Genomic DNA, 17750 nt, shown 5'->3' with positions numbered 1-17750 from the left:
CGAGGGTCCTTCCTCAGGAGAGCGGATGATGAACGCGCAGACGCCGAAACGCGAACTTGCCGAGGGGCACAAGCCGGGGCACAAGCTCAAGACTGGAGACGAGTTCAAGGCCACGCTCGATGACGGCCGCGCCCTCTGGGTGGCCGGCAAGCGTATTGCAAACGTCTTCGCCGACCCTGCCCTTTCGGCCGGCGTGGATCTGCTCGCCTCGATGTTCGACGACCAGTTCGACCCCGCTTTCGCCGACGCCACGACCTTCATCGACGAGACCGGCGCGGTGGCGAGCCGTTCCTGGCAGGTGCCGCGCACCAAGGAAGACCTCGCCGATCGTCGCAAGATGATCGAATATACCAGCCTCAAGACCGCCGGCACCTTCGGGCGGCCGCCGGACCTCGCGCCCGCCATCGCGGTCGGGCTGCTCGCCCACCTGCCGACCTTCAAGGCCAAGAAATCGCTCATCGAGGGCTGCTCGCCCGACTTCGCCGAGAACATCGAGCGCTATGTCGCCTATGGCCGCGACCACAACCTCACCGCCTCGGAAAGCCTGACCGGGCCGCAGAACGACCGTTCCAGCCCCAAGGGCGCGGAAGCCTCGCTGCTGAAGGTCACCAAGGTCGAGCCGGACGGCATCCGCGTCTCCGGCGCCAAGACGGTGGGATCCGTTTCGGCGCAGGCCAACGAAATCTTCTTCACCAATCTCGGCGGCATCCGCGAAACCCCCGCAGAGGCCTGCATCTGGGCCTCGGTGCCGATCAATTCCGACGGCATCAAGCTGATCTCGCGCGAGATGGTCTCCCACCCCGGCGCCGACCCGTTCGACCATCCGGTGGCCCGACTGGGCGAGGAGGCCGACCAGCTCATCATCTTCGAGAACGTGCTGGTGCGGAAGGAGCGCATCTTCAACCTCGGCGACCCGACCGCGATGTCCTATTACGGACCGGTCTGCGTGTTCGCCCACTGGCACGTCCTCACCCGCCTCGCGGTGAAGGCGGAGCTGTTCGTCGGCGCCGGCCAGCTGGTACTGGACGTGCTCGGCACCAGCCACATTCCCGCCGTGCAGGGCATGCTGGGCGAGATCATCCAGTATGCCCAGACGCTGCGCGCCTTCATCACCGCCGCCGAGGCGCTGGCCAAGCCCACCGACGGCGAGGTCATGGCGCCCGATGTCGGCATGCTGACCGCCGGCCGGCTCTACTCCATCGAGGAATATCCGCGCATCATCCACATCCTGCAGGAGCTGTGCGGGCAGGGTCTCGTGATGCGCTTCGGCAAGGCGGCCTTCGACAATCCGGAGATCGGCCACCACCTCGCCGAGCTTCTGCCCGGCAAGGGGGTGAGCGCGGCGGTGAAGGAGCAGCTCATGAACTTCATCTGGGACATGACCTCCTCCTCGCTCGCGGGGCGGGTTGCTCTTTTCGAAAACGTCAATGCGAGCCCCGCCCCGCGCCTGCGCGAGCGGCTCTACAACGAGGTGAAGCGCGACGCCTTCATCGCGCAGGTGAAGACGCTCGCGGGCATGCCCTGAACCGCCTTCCGGCGGGCCCGGAACGCGGCCCGCCGGATGCCTTGTTTCCAGCGGCAGAGACTTGAGGAACCGGCATGAGCGGCATAACAGGCGCGGCACTCTCCCATGGAGGCTTTGCCGGCTATGAGGATCACGACGCCACCGGCCTCGCCGCTCTGGTGCGCGCGGGCGAGGTCAGCGCAGACGATCTGCTCGACGCCGCGCTCTCGCGCATCGACGCCCATGAGCCGCAGCTTCATGCGTTGGTGCACCGTTTCGAAGATCTCGGCCGGCAGGCCATCGCGCAAGGCCTGCCGGACGGTCCCTTCACCGGGGTGCCCTTCATCCTGAAGAACACCGGATTCGAGATGGCGGGCACCGTTCTGTCCACCGGATCGAAGCTGTTCGACGGCATGGTGTCGCCGCGCGACGGCACGCTGGTGGCGCGCTACAAGGCCGCCGGCCTCGTCATCATCGCCAAGTCCAACACCCCGGAATTCGCGCTCTCCTTCGCCACCGAGCCGGAGGCTTTCGGCCCCTCCCACAATCCGTGGGACATTTCGCGTTCGCCCGGCGGCTCGTCGGGCGGCTCGACCGCAGCGGTCGCAGCCGGCTATGTACCGATGGCCAACACGTCGGACGGCGCCGGCTCCACCCGCCTGCCCGCTTCCCATTGCGGCCTGTTCGGCTTCAAGCCCAGCCGCATGGTGAACCCGCTCGGCCCGGCGATCGTGGAGGCGATCGCCGGCATGTCCACGCCCCATGCCGCGAGCTGGTCGGTGCGCGACAACGCCGCGTTGCTCGACGCCACCGCAGGACCGGATATCGGCGATCCCTATGCCTGTCCGCGCGGGCCCGACACCTATCTCTCCGAGGTGACGCGCGAGCCGGGCCGGCTGCGCATCGGCTTCACCCCCGCCTCCCCGCTCGGCACGCAGGTGGACCCCGCCTGCGCCCGCGCGGCGGAAGAGGCGGCGAAGCTCTGCGCGGACCTCGGCCATGACGTCGAGATCGTCGAGCCGGGTTATGACGCCCATGCGCTGAAGGCGGCGTGGCGCATCATCGTCGGGGTGAATGTCGCGCCAGCCGTCGCCGCGCGCGGAGCGGCGCTGGGGCTTGCCGATCCGCTGAAGGCGCTGGAACCGGTCAACGCCGCCTGGGTCGAGGAAGCGCGCGGCTTGCCCGCCACCGCCTATCTCGGCGCGGTGAACACGCTGCACCAGACCGCCCGCGCGCTCGGCCGCTTTTTCGCCGGCTACGATATTCTGCTCTCCCCCACCGCCGCGGAACTGCCGCCCCCGCTCGGTGCGCTGGCCGGCGCGGGCAAGAGCCTCGATGCGTTCTACGATGCCTTCTGGGCCCACGCCCCCTTCACCTGCGCCTTCAACGCCGCCGGCTGCCCGGCCATGAGCGTACCGCTCGGCATGTCGGAGGACGGGCTGCCGGTCGGCGTGCATTTCGGCGCCGGCTTCGGCCGCGATGGTCTCCTGTTCCGGCTCGCCGGGCAGCTGGAGCGGGCCCGCCCCTGGTTCCATCGCCGCCCGTCCCTCGCAGGAGTTGCCCGATGAGCCGCCCGATGGCTGAGGACATCGCCGCCCTCTCCGGCCGCGAGAGCGCCGCCCGCGTCGCCGCCGGCACGCTGGCGCCCGAGGCGGTGGCCCGCGCCTTCGCCGCCCGCATCGCCGCGCGCGAGGACGACGTGCAGGCGTGGATGGCCTTCGATGCCGGACGCGCCATCGTCGAGGCGAAGGCCGCCCCGGCCGGCCCCCTCGCCGGCGTCACCTTCGGGGTGAAGGACGTGATCGAGACCGCCGACATGCCGACCGGCTATGGCTCGGCGGTCTATCAGGGCAGCCGGCCGGTGGCGGACGCGCCCGTCGTGGCGCTGACCCGCCAGTTCGGCGGCATGGTCCTGGGCAAGACGGTCTCGACCGAATTCGCCATGTCGAGCCCCGGCAAGACACGAAATCCGTTCAACCCGGCTCACACGCCGGGCGGATCGTCCTCCGGCTCCTGCGCCGCCGTCGGCGCGGGCATGGCGCATGCGGCCTTCGGCACCCAGACCTCCGGCTCGATCATCCGCCCCGCCGCCTATTGCGGCGTGGTCGGCTACAAGCCGAGCTTCGGCACCCTGAACCGCACCGGCGCCAAGCCGCTCTCCGACAGTCTCGACACCATCGGCCTGATGACCCGCGACGTGCGCGACGCCGCCTTCATCACCGGGGTTCTAGCGGAGAATCCGGCCATCGCCGTGGGCACGCTCCGCCCCCCGAGGGTCGGCCTGTTCCGCACCTCGCGCTGGGCGCTGGCCGAGCCGGCGACGCGAGCGGCGCTGGAGCGGGCCACGGCGGCGATCCGCGCCGGCGGTGGAACGGTGGTGGACCTCGATGTGCCGGAGGACTTCGAAAGGCTCTACGCCTTCCACGATGCGGTGATGGGCTGGGAGACGCCGCGCACCCTCGCTTATGAGCGGAACGTGCTGGGAGATCGCATCTCGCCCATCACACGCGGCTTTCTCGATCTTCTCGCCCGCGCCACCCGTGCCGACTACGACGCCGCGCTTGCCGCGCTGAAACAGCGCGAGGCCATTGTCGAGCGGCTGCTCGGCGGCTGCGACGTGCTGCTGACGCCGGCCGCCCCGGGCGAGGCGCCGACCGGGCTCGCGGCGACCGGCGATCCGGTGTTCAACAAGGTGTGGACCCTCCTCCACGCCCCGGCGCTCACCGTGCCGGCGGGATACGGGCCGGCGGGGCTTCCGGTCGGCGTGCAGGTGGTCGGCCGCATCGGCGCGGATGGCGACACGCTGACCGCCGCCGCCTTCATCGAGGATGCTCTCGCCTCATGACGACATTCGACCCGCAGCAAAGGGACGGCAACCATGGCTATCAGTGATCTGGCGCTCGTCGAGGCGTGGAAGGAGGTGCTTCTCCTGTCCAAGCTCGCGCCCGGCGAGCAGGTGTCCCTCCTGGTGTCCGACGACAGCAACCCACAGCTCGTCTCCACCGCACGCATCGCGGTCGGCCAGCTCGGCGGGGTGCTCACCATTCTCACCTTGCCACCGCTGAACGGCGACGTGGCGCTCTCGCGCGACAAGTCCGGCTATGTCGGCCACACCGCGCTCAAGGGCAACCGGCCGGCGCTGGAGGCGATGAAGCATTCCGACCTCGTCATCGACACCATGATGCTGCTGTTCTCGCCCGAGCAGGAGGAGATCCTCAAGACCGGCGCGCGGATGCTGCTGGCCTGCGAGCCGCCGGAAGTGATGCTGCGCATGAAGCCGACGCCTGAGGACGCCCGCCGCGCCAGTGCCGGCGCAGCCCGTCTCGGGCAAGCCAAGGTGATGACGGTCACCTCGAAGGCGGGCACCGATTTCCGCTGCGAGCTGGGGCAATATCCCGTGCTGAAGCAGCAGGGCTTCGTCGACCGCAAGGGCGGCTGGGACCATTGGCCGAGCTGCTTCGTCGCCACCTGGCCGAACGAGGGCTCCTGCGAGGGAACCATCGTCATCGACACCGGCGACATCCTGCTGCCCTTCAAGCGCTACGCCCGCGAGCCGATCCGCATCACCATCGAGGGCGGGTGGATCCGCAGGATCGAGGGCGGCTTCGAGGCGGAATATCTGCGCACCTACATGGACAGCTTCAACGACCCCGACGCTTATGCCATGGCGCATGTCGGCTGGGGCCTGCACCGCAAGGCGCATTGGACCCAGCTCGGCCTCTATGACCGGGAATCCGGCCTCTCCATGGATGCGCGCTCCTTCTGGGGCAACTTCCTGTGGTCGAGCGGGCCGAACACCGAGGCCGGCGGCAATCGCGACACGCCCTGCCACATGGACATCCCGCTGCGTGCCCATTCGCTGTTCCTCGACGGCGAGCCGATGACGCTGGACGGCAAGGTAATCCCGCCCGACCAGGCTTAGGGGACGGTGGCGCGAGCGTCGGCTGTCATGCCCTTCGGCCGGGAATCGGCAGCGGGCAACGACGTGGCTGGCCGGGACACGCCCGGCCATGGAGGTGTGCATGCGCGATTCGTTCGGTGCCCTCACCCCTTTTCTGCAGCGGCCTTGGCGTCCTCCTCCGCGAAGACCTCGCGGGCGATGCGGAAGCTGTCCAGCGCCGCCGGTACGCCGCAATAGATGGCGACCTGCAGCAGCAGTTCGCGGATTTCCTCGCGGCTCAGCCCGTTATTGAGCGCGCCGCGCAGATGGAGCTTGAGTTCGTGAGGACGGTTCAGCGCCGCGATCATGCCGATATTGAGGATGGAGCGCTCGCGCCGTTCAAGGCCGGGGCGGCCCCACACCTCGCCCCAGCAATATTTCGTCACCAGCTCCTGCAGGGGCTGGGTGAAATCGTCCATCTCCGCCAGCGACTTGTCGACATAGGCGCTGCCGACGACGGCACGGCGGATTTCGAGGCCTTTTTCGAAGAGGTCGTCGGTCATTGAGCGGTCTCCGGGTGCAGGGGTGTGATGTCGGGAAGGCCGCCGAGCGCGGCAGCGGCGGCGTTGGCGATGTGGCGGGCGGCGAGGGCTTCGGCGGCGTCTGCATCGCGCGCGATGAGCGCCTCCACCAGCCCGCCGATCTCGGCGAGCGAAGCGTTCTTGCGCGCCGGCTGAGCGAGCGAGCGAGCGCGCAGCAGGCTGATCCGGGCGTTCAGCCGCTCGACCAGCTCCAGCACCACGAGGTTTTCGGCCCCCTGGCACAAGGCGCGGTAGAAGGCGAGCTTGGCGTCCAGCAGCCCCGCGAGATCGTCCGCCTCATAGGCGCCGATCAGCCTTCGATGCGCCAGCGCCAGCGCGGCCAGCGCGATCTCCGGGGCCCGCTCGCAGAACTGGCGGGCGATCAGCCCTTCCAGCGCGCGGCGCACGGCATAGATGTTCTGCGCCTCCGCCCGGCTCAGCACCGCGACCGAAAGGCCGCGCGCGCCAGCGACCAGCAGGCCGTCCGCCTCCAGCTCGCGCAGCGCCTCGCGCAGCACGGTGCGGCTCACCCGGAGTTCGGCGCACAGCTCGGTCTCGATCAGCCGCCGGCCGGCGGGCAGCGTGCCGTTGGCGATGAGCCCGCGCAGCGTCGCCACCAGCCGGCGCCGCAGCGGCGCGCTTTCCTGCGCGAGCGGGCCGACGCCGAGGGAGCGGGGCGCGTCCATGGTTCAGCGCGCGGTGAGAAAGGGCTCGACCGCTTCGACGAAGCCGTCCGGCCGGTCCAGATTGGCGAGGTGGCGCGCGCCCTCGATCTCGGCATAGGTCGCGCCGGGCACAAGGGCGACGATCTCCTGCGAGAGCCGCGGCGGGGTGCGGTTGTCGCGCGAGCCCACCACCACATGCGTCGGTACCTCGACATGCTTCAGGATGTCCACCACATCGGCGGTGAACACCGAGCGTGCGGCCTCGACATAGGCCTGCGCGCTCATGCCGGCGATGGAGGCGACCAGCTCCTTCACATGGGTCGGGTCGTCCTCCACCAGCGTGTCGGCGGCATAGGCGCGGGCATAGTCCGCCATGCTGCCTTTGCCGATCACATCGGCGATCATCGCCGCCCGCGCCGCGCCGGCCTCGCCTTGCGTGGCGAAGCTGTCGGCGATGACGAGGCTTTTGACGAGGTGCGGCGCGAGGTCGAACAGATGCGCCGCGATCGGCCCGCCCATCGAAATCGCCACCACCTGTGCCGGGCGCCCGCCAAAGGCCTGCAGCACCGCCGCGAGATCGGACGCGACGTTTCGCACCGTGAAGCCGCCATTCCGGCTGGAACCGCCATGGCCGCGCGCATCCACCGCGATCACGTCGAACCGCGCCGACCAGCGGGCGATCTGGGCGCGCCACAGCCAGGACGCGGTGCCGAGACTATGCACCAGCAGCAGTGGCTCGCCCTCGCCGGCCCGCTCATAGGCCAGGCTTTCGCCATTGAGCTCGATCCGGGCCATCGGCGTCTCTCCCTGTTTTCCGCAAAGATTGTCGTATCGTCATACGATAGGACGAAGAGAAGATGCCCGGCAAGAAGCCGGAGCCGCATTGTTTCGTGCACGCCCGATCGAAGGAGAGGCCCATGCAGATCGAGAGCCATGGCAACGGCATCCAGTCCGTGCTGTTCACCCGCGCCGCCGACGGCAACCACATTTCCTCCGCCCAGCTCGCCGAATTCGCCGAAGCGCTCGATGCCGTTCTGGCGACGCCCGGCCTCAAGGCGGTGGTGCTGGCCGGCGAAGGCAGGCATTTCTGCGCCGGGCGCGTCGGCCTGCGCGGGCTCACCTCGGCGGCAGAGGTGCAGGACGACCTCAACCTCATCCTCGGGGTGAACGACCGGCTGCGTCATTCCCCGGTGCCCTTCATCGCCGCCATCGAAGGCAAGGCGCTCGGCTTCGGCTGCGGCTTCTCCACCCAGTGCGACATCGCCATCGCCGGCGAAAACGCGGTGTTCGCGCTGCCGGAAATGTCGCACCGCCTGCCGCCTCTGATCGTGCTGTCCTATTTCGCCAAGTTCGTGCCCTTCAAGCGCGCCTTCGAGCTGGCGCTGACCAGCCGGGAGTTCGGCGCGGCGGAGGCGAAGGAGATCGGCATCCTCACCGAAATCGTGCCGGACGGCCGCGCCTTCGAGCGGGCGCTGGCCTTCGCCCGGCAGGTCGCAGCGCTGGACGCGCAGTCGGTGACGATGCTGCGCAGCTTCTCGCGCCGCGTCGCCGGCCTCTCGGACGCCACCGAGGCGCAGAACGCCGTCGCCACCATGGCGATCGCGCTCGCCGCGCGCGCGCACTGAAAACCGGGCAGGGGGCGGCCATGACCGGCGACAGCGTGCTCTTCATCGGCGCGGGACGGATGGGCGGACCGATGGCCGCCCGGCTTCTCGATGCCGGCGTGCCTCTCGCCCTCGCCGATCTCGATCCGGCGTCCCTCGCCCCGTTCCGCGACCGCGGCTGCCCGGTGGCGGCGAGCGGGGCGGACCTGCCCGGCGACGTGGTCATCACCATGCTGCCGACCGACCGGCATGTGCGCGCCGCCCTGCTGGGCGAAGGCGGCGCCTGCACCCGGCGGGCGCGTGGCGTGGTGGTCGACATGTCCACCGCCGCGCCGGCCGGCATACAGGCCCTGGCCGAAGAGCTCGCCGCGCAGGGCACCGCCGTGCTCGACGCTCCGGTCAGCGGCGGCATGGCGGGCGCGCGCGCGGGCACCCTGACCGCCATGGTGGGCGGCGAGGAGGCCGCCTTCGCCCGCATCCGCCCGCTGCTCGAGGCGATGTGCGGGGATGTGCTGCGCGTCGGGCCGGTCGGCTCCGGCCATGTGGTGAAGGCGTTGAACAACTATTTGTCCGCCGCAACCCTGTGGAGCGCCACCGAGGCCCTGATCGTCGGCGAGCGGCTGGGGCTCGACCCGGCCATGATGCTGAAGGTCTGGACCTCCGGCTCCGGGCGCAGCCACGCCACACAGGTGAAGCTGCCGAACCATGTGCTGACCGGCACCTATGATTTCGGCCAGAGCCTCGACCTGTTCTGCAAGGACATCGGCATCGCCGCCGACCTCGCCCGCCGTTCCGGCACCGAGACCCCAACCCTCGACGCGCTGCTGGCCTTCTGGTCGCAGGCTCGCGACACGCTCGGCCCGCAGGCTGACATCACCCGCATCGCGACGCTGATCGCGGGAGGAAAGGCGGTGGGGCCGGAGCAGGGATGAGCCGGGCGGCGCCGTTCGGCCCCCGAGAGCCGGCATCAGCCGGGACAGGTTCGGCACCGGCCGGCCAGCCGCCCCGTCACGCACACCATGAGGCCGTCATGCCCGGCGAAGACCGTGCGGCCACCTCTTTGCCGTTCCCATGCAGACCCGGCCGCGCCCGGCCGTGACGCCCCGGCGCGGTTCCGTGCGAAGAGCCATTGGCATGGCGCCTCGGACATCGGCGGCCCCGTGAGGCCATACCTGTCCTTCACGCCGCGTCGCCGAAGAAGATCCGCGCCAGGCCGCGCGTCGCCACCTCGATGGCATGGTCGGCGCTCAGCGTCACATGGCGTTCCACCAGTTCGGCGCCGCCCGCGGCGTCGCGCCGGCGCAGGGCATCGATGATGGCGGCATGCTCGCGGTAGCCCTGGGCCCGCTGCGGCAGGGCCTCCAGCGCGATGCGGCGGAAGAAGCGGATGCGCGCGCCGAGGCTTTCCAGCGCCACCACCATCTGGCTGTTCTTGGCGAGCCGGGTGAGCGCCATGTGGAAGGCCTCGTCGGCCAGCGCGACGTTGTCCCACGAACCCTCCACATCGAGCGAATTGTGGGCCTCCCATTTCGCCACGGTGGCCTCGATCTCGGCATCGGAGGCGCGCGTGCAGGCCAGCGCGAAGGCAGCCCGCTCCAGGGCGGCACGCAGCTCATAGAGCTCGCGTACCGAATCCGGCGTCAGCTCGCGCGCATAGAACCCCTTGTTCGGCACGATGACGACAAAGCCGTCCCGCTCCAGCCGGTTCAGCGCGGCACGCACCGGGGTACGGCTCACCTTGAGCTCGGCGGCCAGCTCGGCCTCGTTGATCTTCTGGCCGGGCCGGAAACGATATTCCGCCGCGAACGCCTTCAGTACGGCATAGACGCGCTCGACGCTGTCGGCCGCCCGAGCCTGCCGCGGCAGGGCCGGCTTGCGTCCGGCGGAGCGAAGCTTCGCTGCCGCCGCGTCCTTCCGATCATCGCTCCGCGCGCGCACCATCGGCCCCTTCCATCTGCCGGCGCACCCGCTCGAAACGCTTGTGCTGCCTATTGCCGCGGCATGCGCTGCACAGAATTGAGCGTTGCATCACGACGAGTGGATCATAAACTGTACTCACTTTCCCGGAAAGAGCATGGGCCGCCCCGCGGCAGCGGAAACGGCCGGAGACGAAGCGGATGCGGATCATCGTGCTTGGCGGCGGCGTGGTGGGCGTCACCACCGCCTACCAGCTCCAGAAGGACGGCCACGAGGTCGTGCTGCTGGAGAAGAACGCCGTGGTCGCGGACGAGACGAGCTGGGGCAATGCGGGCATGGTCGCGCCTGGCCATTCCTTCGTCTGGTCCTCGCCGCGCGCGCCGATGATCCTGATGCGCTCTCTGGTGCTCAAGAACCAGGCATTGCGCTTCAAGCTCTCCGCCGATCCGCGGCTCTACAGCTGGTCGTGGCTCTTCCTCATGGAATGCACGGCGGAAAAGGCCCGCCGCAACACCCTGCTCAAGCACCGGCTCGCCGCCTATTCGCAGAGCGTGCTGCACGAGGTCATCGGCGAAGAGGACATCGCCTATGACCGCAACGACCGCGGCATCCTCTATTTCCATCGCGACCCGCAGGCGCTGGAAACCGGCATCGCCAATATGCGACTGCTGGAATCCGACGGCCAGGTCATCAAGGTGCTGGACCGCGACGCGGTTCTGAAGCTGGAGCCCGCCTTGGCCGGCGTCGGCGCGAAGATCGCCGGCGCCATCCACTGCCCCACCGACGAGACTGGCGACCCCGCCAAGTTCACCCGCGGCCTCGCCGCTCTGGTGGCGAAGCGCGGTGGCGACCTCCGCACCGGCGTCACCGTCACCGCGATCGAGACCACGGGCGACCGTGTCACCGGCATCGCCACCTCCGCCGGAACGGTGAAGGGCGATGCCTATGTGCTGGCCATGGGTTGCAGCAGCGCCGGCCTTGCCCGCACCGTCGGGCTCGATTTGCCGATCTATCCGATCAAGGGCTATTCGCTCACCATTCCCGTCGGCAACAGGCCCCTGCCGCCCACGGTTGCGGCGGTGGACGAGCACAATCTCGTCGCCATCTCCCGCTTCGGCGACCGGCTGCGCGTCACCGCGACGGCGGAATTCGCCGGCTATGACAAGAGCCACAAGCCCGCCGATTTCGCCTTCATGAAGCAGGTGACGCAGGAGCTCTATCCCGAAGGCGCGGATTATGAGCGCGCTGAGATGTGGGCGGGCCTCCGGCCCATGACGCCGACCAACCTGCCCTTCTTCGGCCGGCGCAGGCTCGGCAATCTCTACCTCAACACCGGCCACGGCCATATCGGCTGGACCATGTCGCACGGCTCGGCGCGGATCACCGCCGATCTCATCGCCGGCCGGACCCCGGCCATTCCCATGGACGGGCTCCTCGCCTGAGCACCCGCCCGAGAGCTTCCAGGAGGCTTGCATGACGCGTTCGAACGCCGCCCTCGCCCAGCCTGCGCCGACCACCGTCGATCTCGGTGTCCTGCCCTCGATGCTCGGGCCTGCGCTCGGTACCCGTGCGGCGATCGGCCTCGTGGTGCTCGCCACCGAGCAGACCATGGAGCACGAGTTCCGCCATCTGCTCGCCCGGCCCGGCGTCGCCTTCTACGAATCGCGGCTCTACAACGACGCCGAGATCACCAGCGAGACGCTCGCCGCCATCGGCCCGCGCATCACCCCGGCGACCGAGCTGATCCTGCCCGGGGTGGCGCTCGATGTGGTCGCCTTCGGCTGCACCTCAGCCACCATGACGCTCGGCGAGGACTATGTGTTCGACGCCATCCGCACGGCCCGGCCAGAGGTGAAGTGCTCCACCCCGGTCACCGCCGCGCTGGCCGCCTTCGAGGCGCTCGGGGTGCGCAGCATCGGACTGCTGACGCCCTATTCGCCCTCCATCACCGCTGGCCTTGCCCGCTATTTCGAGGGCCGCGGCCTCACCGTCGCCGCCAGCGCCACCTTCGACCGGCCGGATGACCTGGAAGTCCCGCTGATCTCCACCGCCTCCATCGAGGAAGGCGCGAGCTGCCTCGCCAAGGTGCCGGGCGTGGAGGCTGTGTTCATTTCCTGCACCAGCATGCGGGTCGCCGAGGTGGTGGAGACGATCGAGGCACGGACCGGCGTGCCGGTGACCTCCTCCAATCACGCGATGGCCTGGCACTGCCTGCGCCTTGCCGGCGTCGCCGACGAGGTGCCGGGTGCGGGACGACTGTTCCGCACCGCCCTCGCCTGATCCTTTCCTTCAACCCAAGAGGCAGACCTTCCATGACCGATATCGTCCGCATCGAACCCGGCCCGCGCATGAGCCAGGCCGTGGTCCATGGCGGCCTCGTCTACACCGCCGGGCAGGTCGCGCTCGGCGCACCGGGCGCCAGCGTCGCGGACCAGACGCGCGACATCCTCTCGCGCATCGACGCCCTGCTCGCAACCGCCGGCACCTCGAAGGAAAAGCTCCTCACCACCACGATCTGGCTGGCCGACATGTCGACATTTGCCGAAATGAACGAGGTGTGGGATGGCTGGGTCGCGCCCGGCCATACGCCGGGGCGTGCCACCGTCGAATCGAAGCTCGCTGCGCCGCAGTTCACCGTCGAGATCGCCGTCATCGCGGCGGTCTGAACCTTATCGGGGATGGCGGGCCGGCATGTGGGCCAAGGTCCGCCCCCCCGACACCGCGTTGCGCGTCTCGCCCTCGTCATGCGGTGGTGGGACGCCTCACCCCGCGAGGCGCCCTGCCCGCGAGGCACTTCAGGACATCCTGCCCTCATGGCCCCCAACCGGCCTCCACCTCCGCGTCGGATACGCCCGCAACGAACGCCGCCGCGCCCGCCATCCCGCTGTCGGCCTATGGCCATTTGCTGGCGATCTATCTGGTCTGGGGCGGCGCCTATCTGTCGGTGAAGGTGGCGCTGAGCGGCAGCGCGCCCATCACCGTGCTGCAATTGCAGTCGACCCGCATGTGGTGCGCCTCGGCCCTGCTCGCGGCGATGGCTCTGCTCCGGTGCGGGATGCCGCGCAACCTCCGGCGCGGCGATCTCGGCATCTGTGCGCTGAGCGGCGTGTTGATGTGGGTCGCCGGCAACGGGCTGGCGACCTTCTCCTCCCGGCACGCCACGTCGAGCTTCGTGGTGATGTCGATGGGCGCGATCCCGCTGTGGATCTGCATCATCGACCTCATCATCGCCCGCTCGCTGCCGAGCCGGCGGGTGATGCTCGGGCTGGTGCTCGGGCTCGGCGGCCTGTTCCTCGTGATGGCGCCAACGCTGCTCGGCACCGCTCACGCCATCATCGCGCCGGGCTTTGCCGGCATCACCACGCTCGCGCTGATCGGCGCCGGGGTGAGCTGGTCCTTCGGCACCATCGTGCAGCGCCCCCTGATGACGCGCATGCCCGCCGAATGGGCGGCGGCGTTCCAGATGTTCTCGGCCGCCTGCGTGCTCACCGTCGCGGCCGGCATCGAGCACGCCCCCTTCCCCGGCATACCGGACGCGCGGCAATTCGCCGGCTTCGGCTTTCTCGTCGTCTTCGCCTCGGCGATCGGCCTCACCTCCTATATCCGCGTGCTGCGCAGCTTCCGGCCGGTGGTGGCCTCCACCTTCGCCTATGTGAACCCGGTGGTGGGGGTGGTGCTGGGCTGGCTGCTGCTGGGCGAGGAGCTCTCGCCGGTTTCACTCGCCGGGCTCGCCGTGGTGCTCGCCAGCATCGCCATCGTCCTCACCGGCCGGCGCTGACGGCACCGCCGCACCGGGCGCCGGGACCACGCTACCGTGGTCCCGGAAACACGCGCCTCAGTTGCCGGCAGATCGGAACCCGCGCCCGGCTGAGGCATTGACGCCGGAGACGACGCGCAGGCCGTGAGCCACGCGGATGGCAGACCCTCCCGCGCTTTGGACTTTCCCGAGAATGAGCGATGGCAGCCGTGCCGCCGACGCGGTGCAGGGCGCGGATGGGATTCCCACGACACCCGAATGGCCGGCGCGAGCTGGCCGAGGAGAGAGAACGTGGCCGCACTCGAACGCTCCAACCCACCCGCCAATGCCAACCACCTCGACGCCTCGATGCGGGAGGTGCTGGACGCCATGAAGGCAATGGACTTCACCCCGCCCTGGACACTCAGTGCACAGGAGGCGCGGCGCCAGCCGACACCGGCCGACGGCGCCAGGCAGGTGATACGCCGGCGCGGGCTCGACCCGGATGACGATCTCGGTGTCCGCACCCGCGACATCACCATTCCCGGTCCTGCAGGCCCCATCAAGGCGCGGGTCTATACGCCGGAGGACGAGCCGAAAGACCTGCCCGTGGTGGTGTATTTTCACGGCGGCGGCTTCGTCATTGCCGATCTCGACACATATGACAGCACGCCTCGCGCGCTGGCGAAGGAGACCGGCTGCGTCTTCGTCTCGTGCAGCTACCGGCAGGGTCCCGAAAACAAATTTCCGGCTGCCCATGAGGATGCATGGGCAGCGTGGCGGTGGGTGGCGGAAAATGCCGATCGCCTCGGCGGCGCCCCGGATCGCCTCGCCCTTGTCGGCGAGAGCGCGGGCGGCAACCTTGCCCTCAATGTCGCGATCCGCGCCCGTGACCAGGGCGGCGTGCAGGCCAGGACCGTGATTCTCGTCTATCCGCTCGCCGGCAACGATTTGAACACGCCGTCCTATATCGAAAACGCCGATGCCGAGCCGCTGAACAAGCCGTTCATGGAGTGGTTCGTAAAGAACGAATTCGCCAGCCCGGCCGAGGCCGCCGACCCGCGCATCAACCTCGTCACCGCGCAGCTCCACGACCTGCCGCCGGTTCTGATCATCGCGGCGGGCATCGACCCGTTGCGGAGCGAGGGCGAGCTTCTGGCGCGCCGGCTGGAGCAGGCGGGGGTGGACGTGTCCTACCAACTCTATCCCGATGTCGCGCACGAGTTCTTCGGCATGGGTCTGCTGATGGACGCCGCCAGGGACGCCGAGGGCAAGGCCGCATCCAAGCTAAACAAGGAACTCGGACACGGGTTGATGGGAAAGATCGCCAAAGCCTTCACGTGAGCCGACTTCACGTGATCCGCTTTCTTCGACCCGCCCTCCCGGAGGTGAACACCTCCTGAGCGACTGGGGCCGGAACCCGCAGGGTTCCGGCCCCTTCTGTCAGCCGCGCTGCAGCTTCTCGAACCGCTTCACTGCCCGCTCGCGCTTCAGCCGGGAGAGGCGCTGCAGCCAGAAGATACCGTCGAGCTGGTCGATCTCGTGCTGATGGCACACCGCGAGCAGGCCGTCGGCCTCCTCCTCACGCTCGACGCCGTCGAGATCCTGGAAGGCAAGCCTTATGCGGGCGGGACGCTCCACTTCGTCCACCACGCCGGGCATGGAGACGCTGCCCTCGTCATGCCGGCCCGTCTCCTCCGAAGCCCACAGGATGCGGGGATTGACGTAGGTCCGCACCCCGAATTCCGGCGACAGCGCCAGCACCACCACGCGCAGCCCGACCCCGATATGCGGTGCGGTAATGCCGATGCCGGGGGCTGCTCGCATCGTGTCGGCGAGATCTTCGGCAAGGTTGCTCAACCCTGCGTCGAACACCGAAACCGGGGCAGCCACGGCCTTCAGGCGCGGATCGGGATAGCGGATGATGGCGCGCACCGGCATGGAAGGCGGCTCTCAGATCAGCCGCAGGCCACGCAGCGAGGCATGGCCGTCCTTGCCGACGATGATGTGGTCATGCACCTCGATGCCGAGCGGCTTGGCGACATCGACAATGGTTCTGGTCATCTGGATGTCGGCATTGGAGGGGGTCGGATCGCCGCTCGGGTGGTTGTGGACAAGGATCACCGCGCTCGCTGCCAGCTCCAGCGCCCGCTTCACCACCTCGCGCGGATAGACCGGCGTGTGGTCCACCGTGCCGCGCTGCTGCACCTCGTCGGCGATGAGCTGGTTGCGCTTGTCGAGGAAGAGGATGCGGAACTGCTCCTTGTCGGCAAAGGCCATGGCGGCCCGGCAATAGTCCAGCACGGCGCTCCACGAGGACAGCACGGTGCGGCCCTTCACCTTGCCGCGGGTAACGCGCTCGGCGGCAGCGGCGACGATCTTGAGTTCGGTGACGATGGCATCACCCACGCCCTTCACCTCGCGCAGCCGCGCCGCGGGCGCGTTCACCGCCTCGGCGAAGGAGCCGAATTGTTGGATGAGCTGCTTGGCGAGCGGCTTCACATCGGCGCGGGGCACGGCGCGGAACAGCACCAGCTCCATCAGCTCGTAATCCGGGAGCGCCTCGGACCCGGCGGTGCGGAACCGCTCGCGCAGCCGCTCGCGATGGCCGAGGAAATGCGGCGAGGATTCCTCCAGCCCGCCGGCCGCCGGCCCCTTCGCGGAAGCGGGGGGAGAAGGCGGCTCGCCGGCGGAGGAAGCCTCGGCGCCGGAGGTCGACAGGCCTGTCGCAGCCTCGCCGAGCCCGACGCGGCGCACCAGATCCTGCTCCGCCGTCCGTCGGCTCATAAGGGGGTGCCGAAGACCGGCTTGTGATAGCCCTTGGGCGAGAGGGTGAAGATCTCGACGCCCGTCTCGGTGACGCCGATGGCGTGCTCGAACTGCGCCGAGAGCGAGCGGTCGCGCGTCACCGCGGTCCAGCCGTCGGAGAGCACCTTCACATGCGGGCGGCCGAGATTGATCATCGGCTCGACGGTGAAGATCATGCCCGGCAGCATTTCCGGGCCCTCGCCGCGGCGGCCGACATGCACGACATTGGGCTCGTCGTGGAAGAGCTGTCCCACGCCGTGCCCGCAGAAATCGCGCACCACGCTCATGTGGAACGGCTCGACGAATTCCTGGATGGCCGCGCCGATATCACCGATGTGCCCGCCCGGCTTGATCGCCCTGATGCCGCGCATCATCGATTCGTAGGTCACGTCAATCAGCCGCTCCGCCCGGCGCGGAATCTCGCCGATCGCGAACATGCGGCTCGAATCGCCGTGCCAGCCATCGACGATGAGGGTCACGTCGACATTGACGATGTCGCCCTCGCGCAGCGGCTTCTCATTGGGAATACCGTGGCAGACGACATGGTTGATCGAGGTGCAGGACGAGTGCCGATAGCCGCGATACATCAGGGTCGCCGGCAAGGCGCCACTGTCCATGGCGAAGTCGAACACCACCTTGTCGATCGCCTCGGTCGATACGCCGATCCCCACCATCTCATGCACGAGGTCCAGCGCCTGCGCCGCAAGCTGCCCCGCCCGGCGCATGCCGGCAAAGGCCTCCGGCCCGTGCAGCCTGATGTGACCGGTCTTCCTCAGCGGCGCGCTGGCCGCTTCCACATAACTCATTTCGGCTCGTCCCAGATCGTTCCCGCCGAATGTAAGCGATCCGCGCGGTGGCGCAAGCAAGCGGCCTGTCGCAGATCGGGCGTGCCCGATGCGGCGCCTGCAATCGCGCCAGATTGTGCCCGCCCGTTGCAGCGTCCGCGAACGACCCCGATGGCCGAAGACGGCCGGCGCACGCAGAGCCGCGATCGTAAGGCCCACGACCGCGAAGGGTCGGCAGTGATGCCCGACAGGACGCCCTTCGGCACTCGG

General features: G+C 69.1%; 18 protein-coding genes. 11 read left to right on the top strand and 7 right to left on the bottom strand.

Annotated features, from left to right (window positions below):
* The first annotated feature begins 28 nt into the window (after nucleotides 1-28).
* From MWN34_RS18670 to MWN34_RS18655, 4 genes are all read left to right on the top strand, one after another.
* Nucleotides 29-1525 carry a 4-hydroxyphenylacetate 3-hydroxylase N-terminal domain-containing protein gene (locus MWN34_RS18670; RefSeq protein WP_247030827.1) on the top strand — a complete coding sequence of 499 codons (1497 nt, stop codon included), beginning with the start codon at nucleotides 29-31 and terminating at the stop codon, nucleotides 1523-1525.
* A 74-nt stretch (nucleotides 1526-1599) separates the two neighbouring features.
* A complete protein-coding gene (locus MWN34_RS18665; protein WP_247030826.1) occupies nucleotides 1600-3072 on the top strand; it encodes an amidase in 1473 nt (490 codons plus the stop codon).
* Nucleotides 3069-4349, top strand: coding sequence for an amidase (locus MWN34_RS18660; protein WP_247030825.1), 1281 nt, complete (start codon nucleotides 3069-3071; stop codon nucleotides 4347-4349). Before MWN34_RS18665 ends, MWN34_RS18660 begins: the two co-directional genes overlap by 4 nt.
* Before the next feature lie 33 nt (nucleotides 4350-4382).
* Entirely contained in the window at nucleotides 4383-5426 is a 1044-nt protein-coding gene (locus MWN34_RS18655) for a 2,5-dihydroxypyridine 5,6-dioxygenase NicX family protein (RefSeq protein WP_247030824.1), read from the top strand.
* A 122-nt stretch (nucleotides 5427-5548) separates the two neighbouring features.
* Here MWN34_RS18655 and pcaC read toward each other — a convergent pair whose 3' ends face one another.
* The 3 genes from pcaC to MWN34_RS18640 are packed head-to-tail and all read right to left on the bottom strand — an operon-like array spanning nucleotide 5549 to nucleotide 7425.
* Nucleotides 5549-5947: a 4-carboxymuconolactone decarboxylase gene (gene pcaC, locus MWN34_RS18650; RefSeq protein ID WP_247030823.1), complete on the bottom strand. Its 399-nt coding sequence runs from the start codon at nucleotides 5945-5947 to the stop codon at nucleotides 5549-5551.
* Nucleotides 5944-6651, bottom strand: coding sequence for a GntR family transcriptional regulator (locus MWN34_RS18645; RefSeq protein ID WP_247030822.1), 708 nt, complete (start codon nucleotides 6649-6651; stop codon nucleotides 5944-5946). Before MWN34_RS18645 ends, pcaC begins: the two co-directional genes overlap by 4 nt.
* A gap of 3 nt (nucleotides 6652-6654) precedes the next feature.
* Nucleotides 6655-7425, bottom strand: coding sequence for an alpha/beta fold hydrolase (locus tag MWN34_RS18640; protein WP_247030821.1), 771 nt, complete (start codon nucleotides 7423-7425; stop codon nucleotides 6655-6657).
* 122 nt (nucleotides 7426-7547) lie between these two features.
* On the opposite strand from MWN34_RS18640, the gene MWN34_RS18635 reads away from it, so the two are divergent.
* Together MWN34_RS18635 and MWN34_RS18630 are read left to right on the top strand one after the other, a co-directional pair.
* Nucleotides 7548-8255 (top strand): enoyl-CoA hydratase/isomerase family protein, encoded by a 708-nt coding sequence (locus MWN34_RS18635; RefSeq protein WP_247030820.1) that lies wholly within the window; start codon nucleotides 7548-7550, stop codon nucleotides 8253-8255.
* A gap of 20 nt (nucleotides 8256-8275) precedes the next feature.
* Nucleotides 8276-9166, top strand: a complete 891-nt coding sequence (locus tag MWN34_RS18630) for an NAD(P)-dependent oxidoreductase (RefSeq protein WP_247030819.1) — start codon at nucleotides 8276-8278, stop codon at nucleotides 9164-9166.
* A gap of 247 nt (nucleotides 9167-9413) precedes the next feature.
* On the opposite strand, the gene MWN34_RS18625 is transcribed toward MWN34_RS18630, so the two are convergent.
* The gene (locus MWN34_RS18625; RefSeq protein WP_247030818.1) at nucleotides 9414-10175 is read right to left on the bottom strand and encodes a GntR family transcriptional regulator; all 762 of its coding nucleotides are present in this window, start codon (nucleotides 10173-10175) and stop codon (nucleotides 9414-9416) included.
* A 176-nt stretch (nucleotides 10176-10351) separates the two neighbouring features.
* Between MWN34_RS18625 and MWN34_RS18620 the strand changes: the two genes are divergently transcribed.
* The 5 genes from MWN34_RS18620 (at nucleotide 10352) to MWN34_RS18600 (ending at nucleotide 15231) form a co-directional block, all read left to right on the top strand.
* The gene (locus MWN34_RS18620) at nucleotides 10352-11593 is read left to right on the top strand and encodes a D-amino acid dehydrogenase (protein WP_247030817.1); all 1242 of its coding nucleotides are present in this window, start codon (nucleotides 10352-10354) and stop codon (nucleotides 11591-11593) included.
* Between the two features lie 31 nt (nucleotides 11594-11624).
* Complete coding sequence (locus MWN34_RS18615; RefSeq protein ID WP_247030816.1) at nucleotides 11625-12431, top strand: maleate cis-trans isomerase family protein; 807 nt, start codon at nucleotides 11625-11627, stop codon at nucleotides 12429-12431.
* 32 nt (nucleotides 12432-12463) lie between these two features.
* Nucleotides 12464-12817: a RidA family protein gene (locus tag MWN34_RS18610; RefSeq protein WP_247030815.1), complete on the top strand. Its 354-nt coding sequence runs from the start codon at nucleotides 12464-12466 to the stop codon at nucleotides 12815-12817.
* A gap of 236 nt (nucleotides 12818-13053) precedes the next feature.
* Nucleotides 13054-13929, top strand: coding sequence for a DMT family transporter (locus MWN34_RS18605; RefSeq protein WP_247030814.1), 876 nt, complete (start codon nucleotides 13054-13056; stop codon nucleotides 13927-13929).
* 270 nt (nucleotides 13930-14199) lie between these two features.
* Nucleotides 14200-15231: an alpha/beta hydrolase gene (locus MWN34_RS18600; protein WP_247030813.1), complete on the top strand. Its 1032-nt coding sequence runs from the start codon at nucleotides 14200-14202 to the stop codon at nucleotides 15229-15231.
* A 99-nt stretch (nucleotides 15232-15330) separates the two neighbouring features.
* Here MWN34_RS18600 and MWN34_RS18595 read toward each other — a convergent pair whose 3' ends face one another.
* Genes MWN34_RS18595 through map form a run of 3 tightly spaced genes read right to left on the bottom strand, consistent with a single transcriptional unit; the run spans nucleotide 15331 to nucleotide 17501 of the window.
* Entirely contained in the window at nucleotides 15331-15828 is a 498-nt protein-coding gene (locus MWN34_RS18595; RefSeq protein WP_247030812.1) for a peptide deformylase, read from the bottom strand.
* A 12-nt stretch (nucleotides 15829-15840) separates the two neighbouring features.
* Nucleotides 15841-16674: a RadC family protein gene (gene radC / locus MWN34_RS18590; RefSeq protein ID WP_247030811.1), complete on the bottom strand. Its 834-nt coding sequence runs from the start codon at nucleotides 16672-16674 to the stop codon at nucleotides 15841-15843.
* The gene (map, locus tag MWN34_RS18585) at nucleotides 16671-17501 is read right to left on the bottom strand and encodes a type I methionyl aminopeptidase (protein ID WP_247030810.1); all 831 of its coding nucleotides are present in this window, start codon (nucleotides 17499-17501) and stop codon (nucleotides 16671-16673) included. The genes radC and map overlap by 4 nt, the downstream gene beginning before the upstream one ends.
* Nucleotides 17502-17750 lie beyond the last annotated feature (249 nt).

The sequence above is a fragment of the Ancylobacter crimeensis genome (assembly GCF_023016805.1).
Taxonomy (GTDB): Bacteria; Pseudomonadota; Alphaproteobacteria; order Rhizobiales; family Xanthobacteraceae; genus Ancylobacter; species Ancylobacter crimeensis.
Note: the sequence above shows the minus strand (reverse complement) of the source record. Positions and strands in the feature narration are given on the sequence as shown.